The sequence below is a fragment of the Paenibacillus sp. EB106-05-06-XG162 genome (assembly GCF_058791655.1).
On the sequence record NZ_JBYTDT010000008.1, the window covers coordinates 207662 to 222231 of the forward strand.

Genomic DNA, 14570 nt, shown 5'->3' on the forward strand with positions numbered 1-14570 from the left:
GTCAATTTAGGAAAATGCATAGAAAGTAGGGGCAGCGATGGCGACAAACCAGTTAACGATTGATGTTAAGCACGAGGAATATTGGTGGGGAGGCCGTGTATCGGATGGGCAGCAGATGCCTTATGGGATGATAGATATTCAAGTGGATTTATCAACGGATTTGCATGGCAATCAGGCTTGTCCCTTGCTCCTATCGAGCAAAGGGCGATATATCTGGTCGGAGGAGCCATTTCGGTTTCGATTCCATGGCGGCAAATTAGAAGTAAAAAGTGACTTGGGAGATTTGAAGCTTCATGAAGGATTACTGGATGTGCGAGGAGCTTACCGTCATGCATCGGCAACCTATTTTCCATCGTCTGGGGAGGCGCCAGAGCCGCTCTTGTTCACGGCACCACAATATAATCTATGGATTGAGCTCTTGTATGAGCCGACACAGGAAGGCGTTCTTCAATATGCTAGAGATGTGCTCGCGAATGGAATGGCGCCAGGCGTAATCATGATTGATGATAATTGGCACGAGCCTTATGGTGCTTGGACATTCCACAGTGGTCGATTCCCGAATCCGCGCGCCATGGTGGATGAGCTGCATGAAATGGGCTTCAAAGTGATGTTATGGGTATGCCCATTCGTGAGCGCAGATTCGATGACCTTCCGTGAAGTCGAGCCCAAAGGCTATCTCTTGAAAGATGAAACGGGTAATACTGCATTCAGGCGGTGGTGGAACGGTGTGAGCGCTGTACTCGATTGTACGAATGAGGATGCTGTAGCATGGCTTCATGCGAAGCTGGATCATCTTCAGACGACCTATGGGATTGACGGATTTAAGCTGGATGCAGGGGATTTGCCATTCTATGAGGTATCGGATCAGAGTGCAGTACAGTCAAGCCGCAATGGGCATTGTGAAGCTTGGGCGAAGGTAGGTCTACGCTACCCGCTGAATGAGTATCGTGCCTGTTGGAAGCTCGCTGGGCAGCCCTTGGTACAACGCTTGAAGGATAAAGGGCATGAATGGGGCTATAGTGGTCTAGCATCGCTCATTCCGGATGGCATTGCGCAGGGCCTGCTCGGTTATGCCTTCATCTGTCCGGATATGATTGGCGGCGGTGAATATATGAGTTTCACGACGCAATCGGATCGATTGGATGCAGAATTGATCGTGCGTTATGCACAGTGTTCGGCACTGTTCCCGATGATGCAGTTCTCTGCTGCGCCGTGGCGCATCTTGGATGCAGAGCATCTCGCATTCTGTGTTGAAGCCGCACAGCTGCATACCCAGCTCGGGGAGGAAATCTGGCAAATCGCGCAAGATTCTGCAGCAAGCGGAGAGCCGATGTTAAGAGCGATGGCCTATGAATTCCCGGAAGAAGGACTCGAAGAAATGAAGGATCAATTTATGCTCGGAAGTCAGATTCTAGCTGCGCCAGTCACGACCAAAGGAACGAGATCCCGTACTGTCGTATTTCCTTCTGGAACATGGCTCGGGGATGACGGGAGTGTTATTACAGGCCCATCGCGACATGAGATTGATGTACCATTAAGTCGGCTGCCGTGGTACCGCAGACAAGCGTAAGGACCACTAAATGACAAGAGCCCCCTGGATCAGGAGAAGGGCTCTTAGTTAACTTGGAAACGTTTCTCGATTCGTTTACCGCCGAACCACAGCACGGCAAGTCCAATGATTAAGGCGAGGATACGCCACGGCTCAGTGATGAAGCTTTGCCAATCATGCCCGACGAAAGATATCATGAAGATCATGACGGCTTTGCCAAGTGCAACGGAAGCCATGAAAATAACGAGTGGAACTCGACTCATGCCGGAGGCTATATTAATGAAAAATGAAGGTGTGAATGGAAAACAATATAGTATAAATAGGGGGGTAAACCCTCGGCGTTCCACCCAGCTGAAGAAATGCTCTGCTTTGGGATACTTGTGTGACAGATAGTCGTTGAATCGCCCGCCGAAGCGTCTTGCTAACAAGAAGAGGATCAGCGCCCCAAGCACGGAACCGATCCAAGAATAGAGAAAACCAAGTCCTAGTCCATAAGCTGATGCGTTGCCCACCACGATAATAAAGAGTGGGAGGAACGGCAAGAAGGCTTCTGCAAATGGCAGGAGGATGCCTGGCAACGGGCCGAGCGACGAGTACTTATCTAGAAGTCCTTCAATTTGATTCATATCAAGCTGGGATAAATAGTGATAGGTATGCTCAAACCAATTAGCCATTTGCTCTCCTTTCAAAATACTCGTTATGAGGTCATCGGCAGCTGATGCAGATTCTTAGCCTTATGGCGAAGATCTCCTGAATAGATCAGCTCCAAGCTCTCACAATTCTGCAGATCTTCCGGTGTAATCTGAGCGATTGATTTATTCACGATGGGAACCCCATGCTTTTGCAGCATATAGGCAACGAATTGCGAGCAGAAGAACGCGTTTTTCCGCTCAATGGATATATTAAAGACCACACCGAAGAGGCCCAGGAAATTATATTTATACTTGTGCTGATGATACTCCATATGACGAATTTGCAAACGCATGCGCTCGTAAGTCTCTTCACTAACCGTACAGCAGTAAAGTTCGCATTCGGTTCTGCGCGTTACGGCTCGAACGAGATTTCCGAATACCTCTTCTTTCACGAAACCGCTGCTGAGGGGGTTTAATGAATTTTTACGACCAAAACTATAGACTTCTTTCATTTCCTCATCGAGCACGATCGAAGCATGATTCAGCTTTGCTCTCGTATACAACCCGATTAATTTGGAGAACCACGTTCCCGTATCTGTTAGAAGAATATAGACTTTCCTACTCAAATCAGTTCACCAACCTGTTTAATAATACCTTTATTGTAGGTCAGGAAAGGTTTGGTGAAAACATGCGGACGTCGGGATTCCTCCTAGACTCGGGACGGGGAATGTGGGAAATTATACCAAAAAGCTACTCAATCGTCAGGTGTTTTGATTGACGTTAGAGCAGCCTTCTTCAGTTTATGCTTACCACAATAGAGATAACATCTATACTTGGTCGCTCATCATCGTATGTAATCCGATTGAAGATTTTATCATTGCTGTTGTATCTTGCGAAGTACGATCATTTCGACGCGACGATTTTTCTGACGGTTACTGGTTGAATTGTTGGGTGCGACAGGGCGGGTGTCCCCATATCCGGCAATCTGGAATTTCGCTGCATTCATCTGCTCTTGATCCATGAAATAACGAAGGACAGACAACGCGCGTCCGGCGGATAGCTCCCAATTGTCTTTAAATACCCCACCGGGTTGAATACGTAGATCATCCGTATGTCCTTCAATGCTTATGGTGGTATCGAGCTGATTGAATAGACTGGCGAGCTTGTGCAGCATCGGTACAGATACTTCCTTAATATCGGCTTTGCCGAGATCGAACAAGAACTGATCGTTTAATCGAATGGAGATCCCTTGTTCTGTATCGGAGATCGAGATTTGATCACCTAATTGATTGTCTTGCACGTAAGATGTGATGACGGATTTGAACGTCTGCAGCTCTTGTTCCTGCTTGCGGAATTGCAGTTCTCTCTCGGTCATCGGTGCCGCAGTTGGTTCTGTGGTAGCGGCCTTGGATGCGGGCTGCTGAGACGTCTTGTTCGTGCCAGGCTGCTGCATGACTCCTTTGCCCTGCTCGAGAACTCCATTGGGATCGTGAAAAGTCGCATGCAGATCCTTGGAGAGGGAGTTGTACTTATCAGGGTCAATCTGGCTGACCGAGAACATGATGACGAAGAATATCATGAGCAGCGTTATTAAATCCGCATAGGTAATGAGCCACCGTTCATGTCCTTTGGGTGCGGCGGATTTTCGGCGTCTACTCCTGTATCTCATGTTCGACCGCCTTCTTCTTCAGCTGCATGAGTGTTATGGACGGATCGTCGGTCAGGAGGAGCGCGTCCAGCTTTTTACGGATAACATGCGGCGGTTCCCCAGCTTGAATCGCTAGAATCCCATGCATCATAAACTCCATATGTTGGATCTCATCCATGCTGCGCGTATTAATCTTGCTGGCAATGGGCAAATAGATGAGGTTCGCACTAACCACCCCATAGAGGGTTGCGGTAAAGGCGATTGCGATCGACGGTCCGAGCGTACCCGGATCCGTTAAGTTGCCCAAGACGTGAATCATCCCCATGACTGTTCCGATAATCCCCATGGTCGGCGCATAGCCGCCAGCGGCTTCGAATATTTTGGCGTATCCTTCATGCCGCTGTTCAGCGACATCCATCTGAAGTTCCGAGATTTGTCGAATCAAAGCGGGGTCTGTCCCATCCATCACCATCATTAATCCTTCGCGCATAAAATCGTCCGGATGGGCAGAGACGCGCTTCTCAATCGCGAGCATCCCGTGACGCCTTGTGATCGACGCATATTCCGTGAACTCGTCCATCTTTTCGTAAGGATCATGCTGCGGCTTCGTGAAGGCGAATTGGAGCGCCTTCGGAATCATACGCAAACGAGACATCGGGAAGCTGACAGCAACAGCTGCGAAGGTGCCGCCAAATACGATAAGCGCAGCTGTTGCCTTGAACAGACCGTTTAGTTGACCGCCTTCCAAGAGAAATCCGCTAATCAGAGCGGCTAGGCCGGCTAGTAAGCCGAAGATTGTGGTCATATCCATGAAACATTACACTCCCGAATTGGATTTAGAATTTGCAACAACTAACAGAAAAAGGTATAATGAACGGGAACAAATATTCCTATCTGTCCAGAATGGAGCAACATCTTCCTGATGTTTTTATCGGGAAGTTCGAATATATAGTTTAGCACCTGCTGCGTTAGGCGTGCAGGTAAATATTTTACATGTGTGGGTGATGAGAGTCCAATGAGTGATATTGTCGTAAGTTCTAGTAAGTTCCAGCTTGAATCTGAATTTTCGCCGCAAGGGGATCAACCGCATGCGATAGCGGAATTAGTGGAAGGGATTCATAACGGGAAGAAATATCAGACGCTGCTCGGTGCGACGGGCACAGGGAAGACATTTACGATTGCACAGACGATTGCTCAAGTGAACCGGCCGACCTTAGTCATTGCACACAACAAGACGCTGGCAGCGCAGCTGTGCAGTGAGTTCAAGGAATTCTTTCCGAATAATGCGGTGTCCTATTTCGTCAGTTATTACGATTACTTCCAACCGGAGGCGTACATTCCGTCCACGGATACGTACATCGAGAAGGATTCCAGCATCAATGAAGAAATCGATAAGCTACGCCACTCCGCGACATCTTCTTTGTTCGAGCGTCGAGATGTCATTATTATCGCGAGTGTGTCGTGTATCTATGGTTTAGGATCGCCAATGGAATATAAGAGCATGGTATTGTCGCTTCGAACTGGCATGGAGAAGCCGCGGAATCAGATTCTTTCGAAGCTTGTAGAGATTCAATATCAGCGCAATGATCTGAATTTCGTGCGGGGGACGTTCCGGGTTCGCGGCGATGTTGTGGAGATCTTCCCGGCTTCGAAGGGAGAACATGCGATACGGGTCGAGCTGTTCGGTGATGAGATTGAACGGATTACAGAGATCGATGTCTTGACCGGTGAATTGATCGGTGAACGTGAACATGTGTCGATCTTCCCGGCATCTCACTTCGTAACCCAAGAAGAGACGATGAAGCGCGCGCTTGTAAATATTGAGCGTGAACTGGAAGAACGGTTAGAAGTATTGCGTTCCAATGGTAAGCTGCTGGAAGCACAGCGGCTTGAGCAGCGTACGCGATACGATATTGAGATGATGCAAGAAGTCGGGTTTTGTTCGGGGATTGAGAACTATTCAGGCCCGCTGACGTTCCGTGAGCCTGGCGCAACACCCTATACACTGATGGATTACTTCCCGGACGATTTCTTGATCGTGATCGACGAGTCCCACGTGACATTGCCGCAGATTCGGGCGATGTACAATGGTGACCGTGCACGGAAGACGGTACTGGTCGAGCATGGATTCCGGCTGCCGTCCGCACTTGATAACCGTCCGCTGCAGTTCGAGGAATTCGAGCAAAAGGCTGGACAGTGTGTCTATGTATCCGCGACTCCGGGTCCGTATGAGCTGGAACGTTGTCCCGAGATGGTACAGCAGATCATTCGTCCGACAGGACTGTTGGACCCTATCATTGAGATTCGCCCAACGAAAGGGCAGATTGATGATCTGATCGGGGAGATCCGTGATCGGATCGCGAAAGATGAGCGTGTACTCGTAACGACACTCACGAAGAAGATGTCAGAGGATCTGACAGACTACTTCAAGGAGATCGGCATCAAGGTGCGTTACCTTCACTCCGATATAAAGACATTAGAGCGTATGTCGATCCTGCGGGATCTCCGTCTAGGTACGTTCCACGTCTTGATCGGTATCAACTTGCTGCGGGAAGGTCTCGACTTGCCGGAAGTATCCCTCGTCGCGATTCTGGATGCGGATAAGGAAGGCTTCCTGCGCGCTGAGCGCTCATTAATCCAGACGATAGGCCGTGCTGCACGGAACTCGGAAGGTCGGGTACTGATGTATGCGGACAAAATGACGGATTCAATGAACAAGGCGATTTCGGAGACGGAACGTCGTCGTACGATTCAGATTGCCTACAACGAGAAGCATGGCATCACGCCGCAGACGATCAAGAAGAAGGTGCGCGAAGTCATCGAGGCGACGAAGGTTGCGGAGCAGAAGGCCGATTATCTCACAGGCGCTGCTGCGAAGATGTCGAAGAAAGACCGTGGTTCGATGATCGAACGTCTCGAGGCCGAGATGAAAGAAGCCGCGAAGAACTTGCAGTTCGAGCGTGCAGCAGAGCTACGTGACGCGTTGATGGAATTGAAGTCGCAGGACTAAGATCCAGCGGAATCGATTGAATCTATAAGTCTATGAGCATGCTTAGGTGGGCATGATGGAGATAGATGGTGTAGATCATAGTTCAGTAAGATATATGGTTATTTCTGAGTAGCAAAGTCACGTTAACATAAAGCGTGTTCGGAATCAGGGGTTAGCAAGGGGCTAACCCCTGATTTTGAACGATAGCGTTCCTCCCTCGCTAAATCCAGGGATCGCATGGCTAGCTCGCTAGACAGACTTTCGGGTGTCCAGAGGGCAAGCCCTCTGGGGTCCCCCTTTCTAAGGGGGATTTAGGGGGATCTTCAAGAGAGATTGAAGGTAGTCCCCGGAGGGGATATAGGGGAGAAAGATTCCTTTAAGAGAAGTAAGGGAGACATTTAGGAGGGTTTCGATTGGCTAGTGATAACATAGTAATCAAAGGCGCACGTGCGCATAATTTGAAAAATATTGATGTGACCATTCCGCGCGACCGCTTCGTTGTATTAACAGGCCTGAGTGGGTCCGGGAAATCGTCGCTTGCATTCGATACGATTTATGCGGAAGGACAACGTCGCTATGTCGAGTCATTGTCTGCATATGCACGACAATTCCTAGGTCAGATGGAGAAGCCGGATGTCGATTCGATTGACGGATTGTCTCCTGCGATCTCGATTGACCAGAAGACGACAAGCCGAAACCCGCGTTCAACGGTCGGTACCGTTACCGAAATTTACGATTACTTGCGTCTATTGTTCGCGAGAATCGGACGACCGCATTGTCCGGAGCATGGTATCGAGATTACCTCGCAGACGGTCGAGCAAATGGTGGACCGGATCATGCAATATCCAGAGCGGACGAAGCTGCAGATTCTGGCGCCAATTGTATCAGGGCGTAAAGGCGAACATACGAAGCTGTTAGCCGATGTACAGAAGCAAGGCTTCGTACGGGTTCGTGTGAATGGCGAAATTCGTGATTTGAGTGAGACCATTGAACTGGAGAAGAATAAGAAGCACAATATCGAAGTCGTCGTCGACCGGATTGTGATTAAAGAAGATATTCAGACACGCTTGGCGGATTCGATTGAGACGGCATTGAAGTTATCGAACGGGCAGCTGCTTGTCGATATCATCGATCAAGAAGAACTGATGTTCAGCTCGAATCTTGCTTGTCCTGTCTGTGGATTCAGTATGGATGAGCTTGCACCACGGATGTTCTCCTTCAACAGCCCGTTCGGGGCTTGTCCAGATTGTGATGGACTCGGTCTTAAGATGATTGTAGACCCTGACTTGCTCGTGACGAATCCCGAAGCGACGATTGAAGATGGAGCCTTCGAGGCATGGGCGGGAAGTACATCGAACTATTATCCGCAATTCTTGAAATCGGTCTGCGAACACTATGGTATTCAGACGGATGTTCCGGTATCAACACTTGAGAAGGAACAGATTGCGAAGCTGTTGTACGGCACCGGTAAAGAGAAGGTTCGCTTCAAATACGAGAATGATTTCGGGCATAAGAAGGAAGCTTTCGTACCGTTCGAAGGGATTGTTCACAATCTAGAGCGCCGTTACCGTGACACAGGATCCGAAGGGATTCGTGAATATATCGAAGCGTATATGAGCGCGAAGCCTTGTGGTACGTGTAAAGGGGATCGCTTGAAGAAAGAGAGTCTTGCGGTCACGATCAATGACAAGAACATGGCGTATGTGACGGCATTATCGATTGGTGATGCGGAACAATTCTTCAACGGACTTGTCTTGACGGAGAAGGAAAAGAAGATTGCGCAGTTGATCTTGAAAGAGATTAATGCAAGGCTTGGCTTCTTGGTCAATGTGGGGCTCCAATATCTGACGATGAGTCGTGCAGCGGGAACGTTGTCCGGTGGTGAGGCGCAGCGGATTCGACTTGCAACACAAATCGGTTCGAGTCTGATGGGCGTTCTCTATATTCTGGACGAGCCAAGTATCGGCTTGCATCAACGGGATAATGATCGTTTGATTAAAGCACTCGAACATATGCGAGATCTGGGGAACACGCTTATCGTCGTTGAACATGACGAGGATACGATGCTGGCTGCGGACTATATTATCGATATGGGACCAGGGGCCGGGATTCATGGGGGTGCTGTGGTGTCCGAAGGAACACCGGCAGAGATCATGGCGGATGAGAACTCGTTAACAGGTCAATATTTGAGCGGTCGTAAGTTCATTCCGGTACCTCTTGAACGTCGTAAGAACGATGGCCGTTGGCTTGAGATCAAGGGAGCCAAGGAGAACAACCTGCGCAACGTAAATGTGAAAATACCTCTCGGTGTATTCACGGCGGTGACGGGGGTATCTGGTTCTGGGAAATCGACGCTCGTCAATGAAATTCTGTATAAAACCTTGGCGCGTGATCTGAACCGCGCGAAAGTGCGCCCAGGTCAGTATAAAGAGATGAAAGGTATCGAGCAGATCGAACGTGTTATCGATATTGACCAATCGCCAATTGGACGGACGCCGCGTTCCAACCCAGCGACCTATACTGGCGTGTTCGACGATATTCGTGATGTGTTCGCTTCGACGAACGAAGCGAAGATTCGCGGCTACAAAAAAGGCCGTTTCAGCTTCAACGTCAAGGGCGGCCGCTGCGAGGCTTGCCGTGGCGATGGTATCATTAAGATTGAGATGCACTTCTTACCGGATGTCTACGTGCCATGTGAAGTCTGCAAAGGTAAACGTTACAACCGTGAGACGTTAGAGGTGAAATATAAAGGCAGCAGCATCGCGGATGTATTGCAAATGACAGTGGAAGATTCGGTAGAGTTCTTCAAGAACATTCCGAAGATTCATCGCAAGCTGCAGACCTTGCTGGATGTCGGTTTGGGTTATGTCAATCTAGGCCAACCTGCAACGACATTGTCCGGTGGGGAAGCACAGCGTGTGAAGCTGGCAGCAGAGCTCTATCGCCGCAGCACAGGTAAGATGATGTATATTCTGGATGAGCCGACGACAGGTCTGCATGTCCATGATATCGACCGCCTGCTCAAGGTCCTTCATCGGCTGGTTGATTCCGGAGAGACGGTTCTTGTGATTGAACACAATCTGGATGTGATTAAGACAGCGGATTACTTGATCGACCTCGGACCAGAGGGCGGAAGTGGCGGTGGAACGATCATCGCAACAGGCACGCCTGAGCAAGTGGTTCAGACTGAGATCTCATACACCGGGAAATATCTGAAGCCAATTCTGGAACGCGACCGTGTTCGTACAGAGGAGCAGCTGGAGACAGCTTCGGTGTAACAACATTCATCATGTCTATATAGCCATAGCCGTGTCCTCAATAGGACACGGCTATTTTTGGTGTGAACGATGGAATGTAGCGTTTGAGCAAAAAAAATGGACCTCACCCAATGCTGGACGAGATCCACGATTTCTATGATTAAGATGCTAAAATTTCAGTAAGCTTCTCTTGGAAGGCAGGAATCCCAACACGGTTCACATATTGATGGAAGGTCTCCTCAGCCTTACGGTTTTCCTTGTAGAACAAGATGAGCTGTGATAAGACAGCACCGACATCATCCCCTTTAACGCGGCCCTTAAGCACTTGGTTGAACTTCGGTGCATGCGGGTCAAGCGTGCCGCCAACCGCGATATCAAAAGCATCAATCATACCATCCGGTGTCTTTACAAGAGCACCTTGGAGGCCGATATCCGCGATGTGCTTCTGACCGCAAGCATTCGGACATCCGATGAAATGGATGCGAATTTTCTCATCGAGTTCGACGTTCTCATCTAGATACTGCGCTACTGTACGTGCACGTTCCTTCGTCTCGACGACAGCAAGGTTGCAGAATTCGTTGCCTGTGCAGGAAACCGTACGGCTCATGAAGTGTTCAGGGAATGGCGTCAAGCGCTGCAACACTTGCGCTTTCAGTGCTTCCTCGACTTTGTCGTCTGGCACACCGCTAATAAGGATGTTCTGTGACATCGTCGTGCGTAGCTTGCCTTCACCGAATTGATCTGCCACGTCTGCGAGCTGGATCAATTCATCGGAGTTCAAGCGCCCGACAGGAACGTTCAGACCAATGTAGTTCAGGCCTGCTTGCTTCTGTGGGTGAACACCGTCGTAGTAAGCGGCTTGCCAGCCAACAAGTTTATCTTCGCCGCAAGACGGCAATTCACCGACTAGTTCGATGAGCTTCTCTTTGAACTTCTCTGGGCCCCAGTCTGCGACAAGGAATTTGAGACGTGCATGGTGGCGTTTCTCGCGATATCCGTAATCTCGGAAGATCGTCGTGACACCTATCGCTACGTTCAAAGCTTCCTCTGGGCGGACGAAGATATCTAACTTTTGTGCCAAATGAGGCTTGGCAGATAATCCACCGCCGACCAAGACGTGGAATCCGATGACTTCCTCACCGTCAATGACTTTCGTAGCCGGTACATATGCCAAATCATTGATTTCCCCGTGTGCATTATTATAAATATTGCCTGAAATCGACATTTTATATTTACGAGGCAGGTTCGAGAAATCACGATTCATTAAGAAGTAATCGTTGATCTGTTCGACCAGATCGACCGTATCTATCAGTTCATCGCGGTCAATCCCTGCAAGCGGGTTACCCACAATCGTCCGCGGGCAATCGCCGCAAGCTTCGTAGGAGTAGAGTCCGACTTCTTCCAGGCGTCTGAAAATATCCGGCAACGACTCAACGGTCAGCCAATGGTATTGAATCGCTTGACGTGTGGTCACATCGATCAAGCCGCGTCCGTACAATTGGCCGATCTCGGCAATTGCGCGGGCTTGAGCTGTCGTGAGGATCCCGCCGTTAATCCGAATACGCATCATGAAAAATCCATTTTTCGGTTTCTGTTGGTAGACACCCGCCCATTTGAAGCGGTCCATATCTTCGGGTGTAATGGAATCATAGCCTTCTAACGCGTATTTCTCGATGATCGTACGAATGACATCAAGGCCATCCTTCTCGAGTTTGACAAATTCGAACTTATTTAACTTTGACGGATCCGCTGTCCACAACGGTTCATATGCCATTCTGAAGCCCCCTGAGTTTAATTCCGATTAAAACGGTATGAAATATGGATTTATCGTAACATATTTCCAGTTTGGCGTAAATTCATTATTATCAATTCGATGTATAAGGAAATATTATAAATAGATCGAAAATTTATTATGATAAATGTGACTAGTTTCATTGCAAAATGGGATATAATAGGTGACAAGTTTGTTAAAGTTCATGTTTTTTGCTTGCATATGTTGGCACTGGGCGCTAACATAGATGAAGATAGGTAAATTGTGAGAATTTTCAAGGGGGTCCCGGCATGTTGTTAGCTGAAGCTGCAGAAGCTGCGAAGAAATTCGAGTGGTTCGATGTCATCATGGTTGTCGCAACGCTTATCCTCGTAGTGGCTCTTGTACGTCTATTGAGCGAACGTGAGAAGAATAAATTTGCTATCGCATTCACGACTGTAAGCCTTATCGTGTTCTTGGTTGCAGACGTTGCGATGGTAAAAACAAGTTGGTTAGCTTAACGTAATCATGAAGGGACCCTCTGACAGCTGTCAGAGGGTCTTTTGCGTTCATCATTAGATTTGATTAATCGCGTACTTCGACGATGAGCTCGATCTCCACCGGGGTATGGAAAGGCAGATCGCTCGTCCCTATCGCAGAACGCGCATGGCGTCCGCTCTCGCCGAACACATCGATAAGCAGGTTTGAAGCACCGTTAATGACATAAGGTTGATCGGCAAAGCCCGGCGCACTGTTGACGAATGCGAGCATTTTGACAACCTTAACAATGCGGTCGAGGTCTCCTAAATGCGCACGAAGGGCAGCAAGGCAGTTAATGATCACTTGACGCGCCGCTTCTTGGCCTTGTTCGATCGTTAATTCACTGCCCAGCTTACCTTCATACATCAATACACCGTTAATACGGCAGTCATGGCCAGACGTATAGACGAGGTTGCCTGTTTGGTTGCAAGGCAGGTAAGCGAATTTCGGTTCGCCGACTTCAGGTAATGTAATGCCGAGTTCTTGCAGACGTTGTTCAATTTTGGACATGATAAGATCCTCCTGAATTTGAAGCCTGATATGGCTACGTAGATTTGTGGAATGATATAAAAGGGTGTAACAACGAATCAATGATTACAGCAGTGCTGAGCCAGAATAAATGCCCCTTCACGAGCTCTTGTATGGCGTCCTTGCGAGAGCGTTGGCTCACCACGTACAATGACCTCCGAGATGCCTGTCGGATACTGTCGCGGATCTTGGTAGGTCGCCGTATCCGTAATGGTCTCCGGATCGAAGACGACGAGGTCTGCGATATACCCTGGTACAATTAAGCCGCGTTTGCCGAGCTTGAAGCGTTGGACTGGGAAGGATGTCATTTTGCGGACAGCCTGCTCCAGCGTTAACGTCTTCTCTTCACGAACATACTTGGCGAAAATGCGTGGGAAGGAACCGTATAGCCTCGGATGCGGCTTGCCCGTCTCACAGGTCAGGCTGTCGGAAGCGATCAGTGACTTGTCGTAACGAATAACTTCCTTCACGTCGGAATCCGACATATGGAAGTAGACGATCGAGATCTGTCCGCCTTCCTCGAGCAGTAAATCCATCACGCAGTCGACAGGATGCTGCCCGCGGAGCTCGCTAATCTCCTCGATGTGTTTGCCCTCGAGTGGACGATTCGCTTCCGTCTGTACCGCAGAGAGGTAGACGCTATGCCAACCTGTCGAATAGACGAGGTTATCCCAATCTTGCTGCTCGCTACCCAATTCTTCGTGAACACGACGCCGGATGGCAGGATCGCGGAACGCTTCGAGCGTCCGTTCAATGCCCCCTTCGAGAACCCAAGGCGGGAGCACCGTCGTTAACATCGTCGATCCTGCGTTATACGGATAGACATCCACGGTGACATCCATACCTCGACCACGTGCGTCTTCAATCAGCTCGAGGGCTTCGAGAATTTTGCCCCAATTGGCCCGGCCTGCGGCTTTCAAATGACTAATATGCAGCGATACGCCCGTCTTCTCCGCAATCCAGATGACTTCTTCGATGGAAGGAAGCAGGTTGTTGCCTTCGCCGCGGATATGGGTAGAGAACAGTCCGTTATATTTCGGTAGGACGCTGCACAGCTCGGCGATTTCCTCGCGGGAGGTATAGCTGCCCGGCGCATAGAGCAATCCGATCGAGAAACCGATGGCTCCCGCACGAAGTCCTTCCTCTAATAGCTGCTTCATTCGATCCAGCTCCTCACGCGTCGCTGGACGGTTCGCGAATCCCATGACCGCAATCCGCAGTGCGCCATGCGCGACGTACGTCGCGATATTTTCCGATGGATTCGATTTCGCGAGGGCCTCCATATACTGTTCAACCGTCTTCCAAGGCCAGTTCCACTTGGTCTTCCCGAGGATGGGTTCAACATAGGTCTGGAGCAGACTTGCTGTCTCAGGGAAAAAGGGAGCTGGCGCCAGACCACAGTTGCCGACGACTTCGGTCGTTACCCCTTGCTGCAGCTTAATCTCGCTATACGGATGATCGAGGATCATCAGATCTGAATGGCAATGACCATCAATAAATCCCGGTGCGATGACTTGACCGTGCACATCGATCGTACGGTGGGCTTCCTGCCTAAGCTGCCCCACATGAACGATCTGTCCTTGCTTAATCCCTACATCTCCAGCGAGCCATGGGTTTCCTGTACCATCAACAATTTTGCCGTTTTTTAAAATGAGATCGAGCATCGCGCTGCACTCC

General features: G+C 49.4%; 11 protein-coding genes. 4 read left to right on the top strand and 7 right to left on the bottom strand.

From position 1 onward, the window contains the following. Nucleotides 1-37: 37 nt before the first annotated feature. Entirely contained in the window at nt 38-1570 is a 1533-nt protein-coding gene (locus tag AC3WU2_RS18370) for a glycoside hydrolase family 31 protein (RefSeq protein WP_492456544.1), read from the top strand. 44 nt (nt 1571-1614) lie between these two features. Here the strand turns inward: AC3WU2_RS18370 and AC3WU2_RS18375 are convergent, their stop codons facing one another. The 4 genes from AC3WU2_RS18375 to AC3WU2_RS18390 all read right to left on the bottom strand — a co-directional run bounded on the left by AC3WU2_RS18375 (nt 1615) and on the right by AC3WU2_RS18390 (nt 4640). Beyond that, nucleotides 1615-2223, bottom strand: a complete 609-nt coding sequence (locus AC3WU2_RS18375) for a TVP38/TMEM64 family protein (protein ID WP_492456545.1) — start codon at nt 2221-2223, stop codon at nt 1615-1617. 23 nt (nt 2224-2246) lie between these two features. Beyond that, nucleotides 2247-2807 carry a hypothetical protein gene (locus AC3WU2_RS18380; RefSeq protein ID WP_492456546.1) on the bottom strand — a complete coding sequence of 187 codons (561 nt, stop codon included), beginning with the start codon at nt 2805-2807 and terminating at the stop codon, nt 2247-2249. A 248-nt stretch (nt 2808-3055) separates the two neighbouring features. After that, nucleotides 3056-3850, bottom strand: a complete 795-nt coding sequence (locus tag AC3WU2_RS18385) for a flagellar motor protein MotB (protein ID WP_492456547.1) — start codon at nt 3848-3850, stop codon at nt 3056-3058. Beyond that, nucleotides 3834-4640, bottom strand: a complete 807-nt coding sequence (locus AC3WU2_RS18390) for a flagellar motor protein (RefSeq protein WP_492456548.1) — start codon at nt 4638-4640, stop codon at nt 3834-3836. The genes AC3WU2_RS18385 and AC3WU2_RS18390 overlap by 17 nt, the downstream gene beginning before the upstream one ends. Nucleotides 4641-4844: 204 nt before the next feature. On the opposite strand from AC3WU2_RS18390, the gene uvrB reads away from it, so the two are divergent. Next, nucleotides 4845-6839, top strand: a complete 1995-nt coding sequence (gene uvrB, locus AC3WU2_RS18395) for an excinuclease ABC subunit UvrB (protein ID WP_492456549.1) — start codon at nt 4845-4847, stop codon at nt 6837-6839. A gap of 392 nt (nt 6840-7231) precedes the next feature. After that, nucleotides 7232-10096: an excinuclease ABC subunit UvrA gene (gene uvrA, locus AC3WU2_RS18400; RefSeq protein ID WP_492456550.1), complete on the top strand. Its 2865-nt coding sequence runs from the start codon at nt 7232-7234 to the stop codon at nt 10094-10096. Nucleotides 10097-10235: 139 nt separating this feature from the next. Here the strand turns inward: uvrA and AC3WU2_RS18405 are convergent, their stop codons facing one another. After that, complete coding sequence (locus AC3WU2_RS18405; RefSeq protein WP_492456551.1) at nt 10236-11849, bottom strand: nitrite/sulfite reductase; 1614 nt, start codon at nt 11847-11849, stop codon at nt 10236-10238. Nucleotides 11850-12136: 287 nt separating this feature from the next. Here AC3WU2_RS18405 and AC3WU2_RS18410 point away from each other — a divergent pair, with 287 nt between their 5' ends. Next, nucleotides 12137-12346, top strand: a complete 210-nt coding sequence (locus tag AC3WU2_RS18410; RefSeq protein ID WP_492456552.1) for a hypothetical protein — start codon at nt 12137-12139, stop codon at nt 12344-12346. A gap of 64 nt (nt 12347-12410) precedes the next feature. Here AC3WU2_RS18410 and AC3WU2_RS18415 read toward each other — a convergent pair whose 3' ends face one another. Together AC3WU2_RS18415 and AC3WU2_RS18420 are read right to left on the bottom strand one after the other, a co-directional pair. Further along, nucleotides 12411-12875 carry a RidA family protein gene (locus AC3WU2_RS18415; protein ID WP_492456553.1) on the bottom strand — a complete coding sequence of 155 codons (465 nt, stop codon included), beginning with the start codon at nt 12873-12875 and terminating at the stop codon, nt 12411-12413. A 77-nt stretch (nt 12876-12952) separates the two neighbouring features. Beyond that, the gene (locus AC3WU2_RS18420; protein ID WP_492456554.1) at nt 12953-14557 is read right to left on the bottom strand and encodes an N-acyl-D-amino-acid deacylase family protein; all 1605 of its coding nucleotides are present in this window, start codon (nt 14555-14557) and stop codon (nt 12953-12955) included. Nucleotides 14558-14570: the final 13 nt, after the last annotated feature.

What these genes read in the sequence shown, in the direction of transcription:
- AC3WU2_RS18370 (WP_492456544.1), top strand. Translation starts at nt 38, where the DNA reads ATGGCGACAAACCAGTTAACGATTGATGTTAAGCACGAGGAATATTGG.
- AC3WU2_RS18375 (WP_492456545.1), bottom strand. Translation starts at nt 2,223, where the DNA reads ATGGCTAATTGGTTTGAGCATACCTATCACTATTTATCCCAGCTTGAT.
- AC3WU2_RS18385 (WP_492456547.1), bottom strand. Translation starts at nt 3,850, where the DNA reads ATGAGATACAGGAGTAGACGCCGAAAATCCGCCGCACCCAAAGGACAT.
- AC3WU2_RS18390 (WP_492456548.1), bottom strand. Translation starts at nt 4,640, where the DNA reads ATGGATATGACCACAATCTTCGGCTTACTAGCCGGCCTAGCCGCTCTG.
- uvrB (WP_492456549.1), top strand. Translation starts at nt 4,845, where the DNA reads ATGAGTGATATTGTCGTAAGTTCTAGTAAGTTCCAGCTTGAATCTGAA.
- AC3WU2_RS18405 (WP_492456551.1), bottom strand. Translation starts at nt 11,849, where the DNA reads ATGGCATATGAACCGTTGTGGACAGCGGATCCGTCAAAGTTAAATAAG.
- AC3WU2_RS18410 (WP_492456552.1), top strand. Translation starts at nt 12,137, where the DNA reads ATGTTGTTAGCTGAAGCTGCAGAAGCTGCGAAGAAATTCGAGTGGTTC.
- AC3WU2_RS18415 (WP_492456553.1), bottom strand. Translation starts at nt 12,875, where the DNA reads ATGTCCAAAATTGAACAACGTCTGCAAGAACTCGGCATTACATTACCT.
- AC3WU2_RS18420 (WP_492456554.1), bottom strand. Translation starts at nt 14,557, where the DNA reads ATGCTCGATCTCATTTTAAAAAACGGCAAAATTGTTGATGGTACAGGA.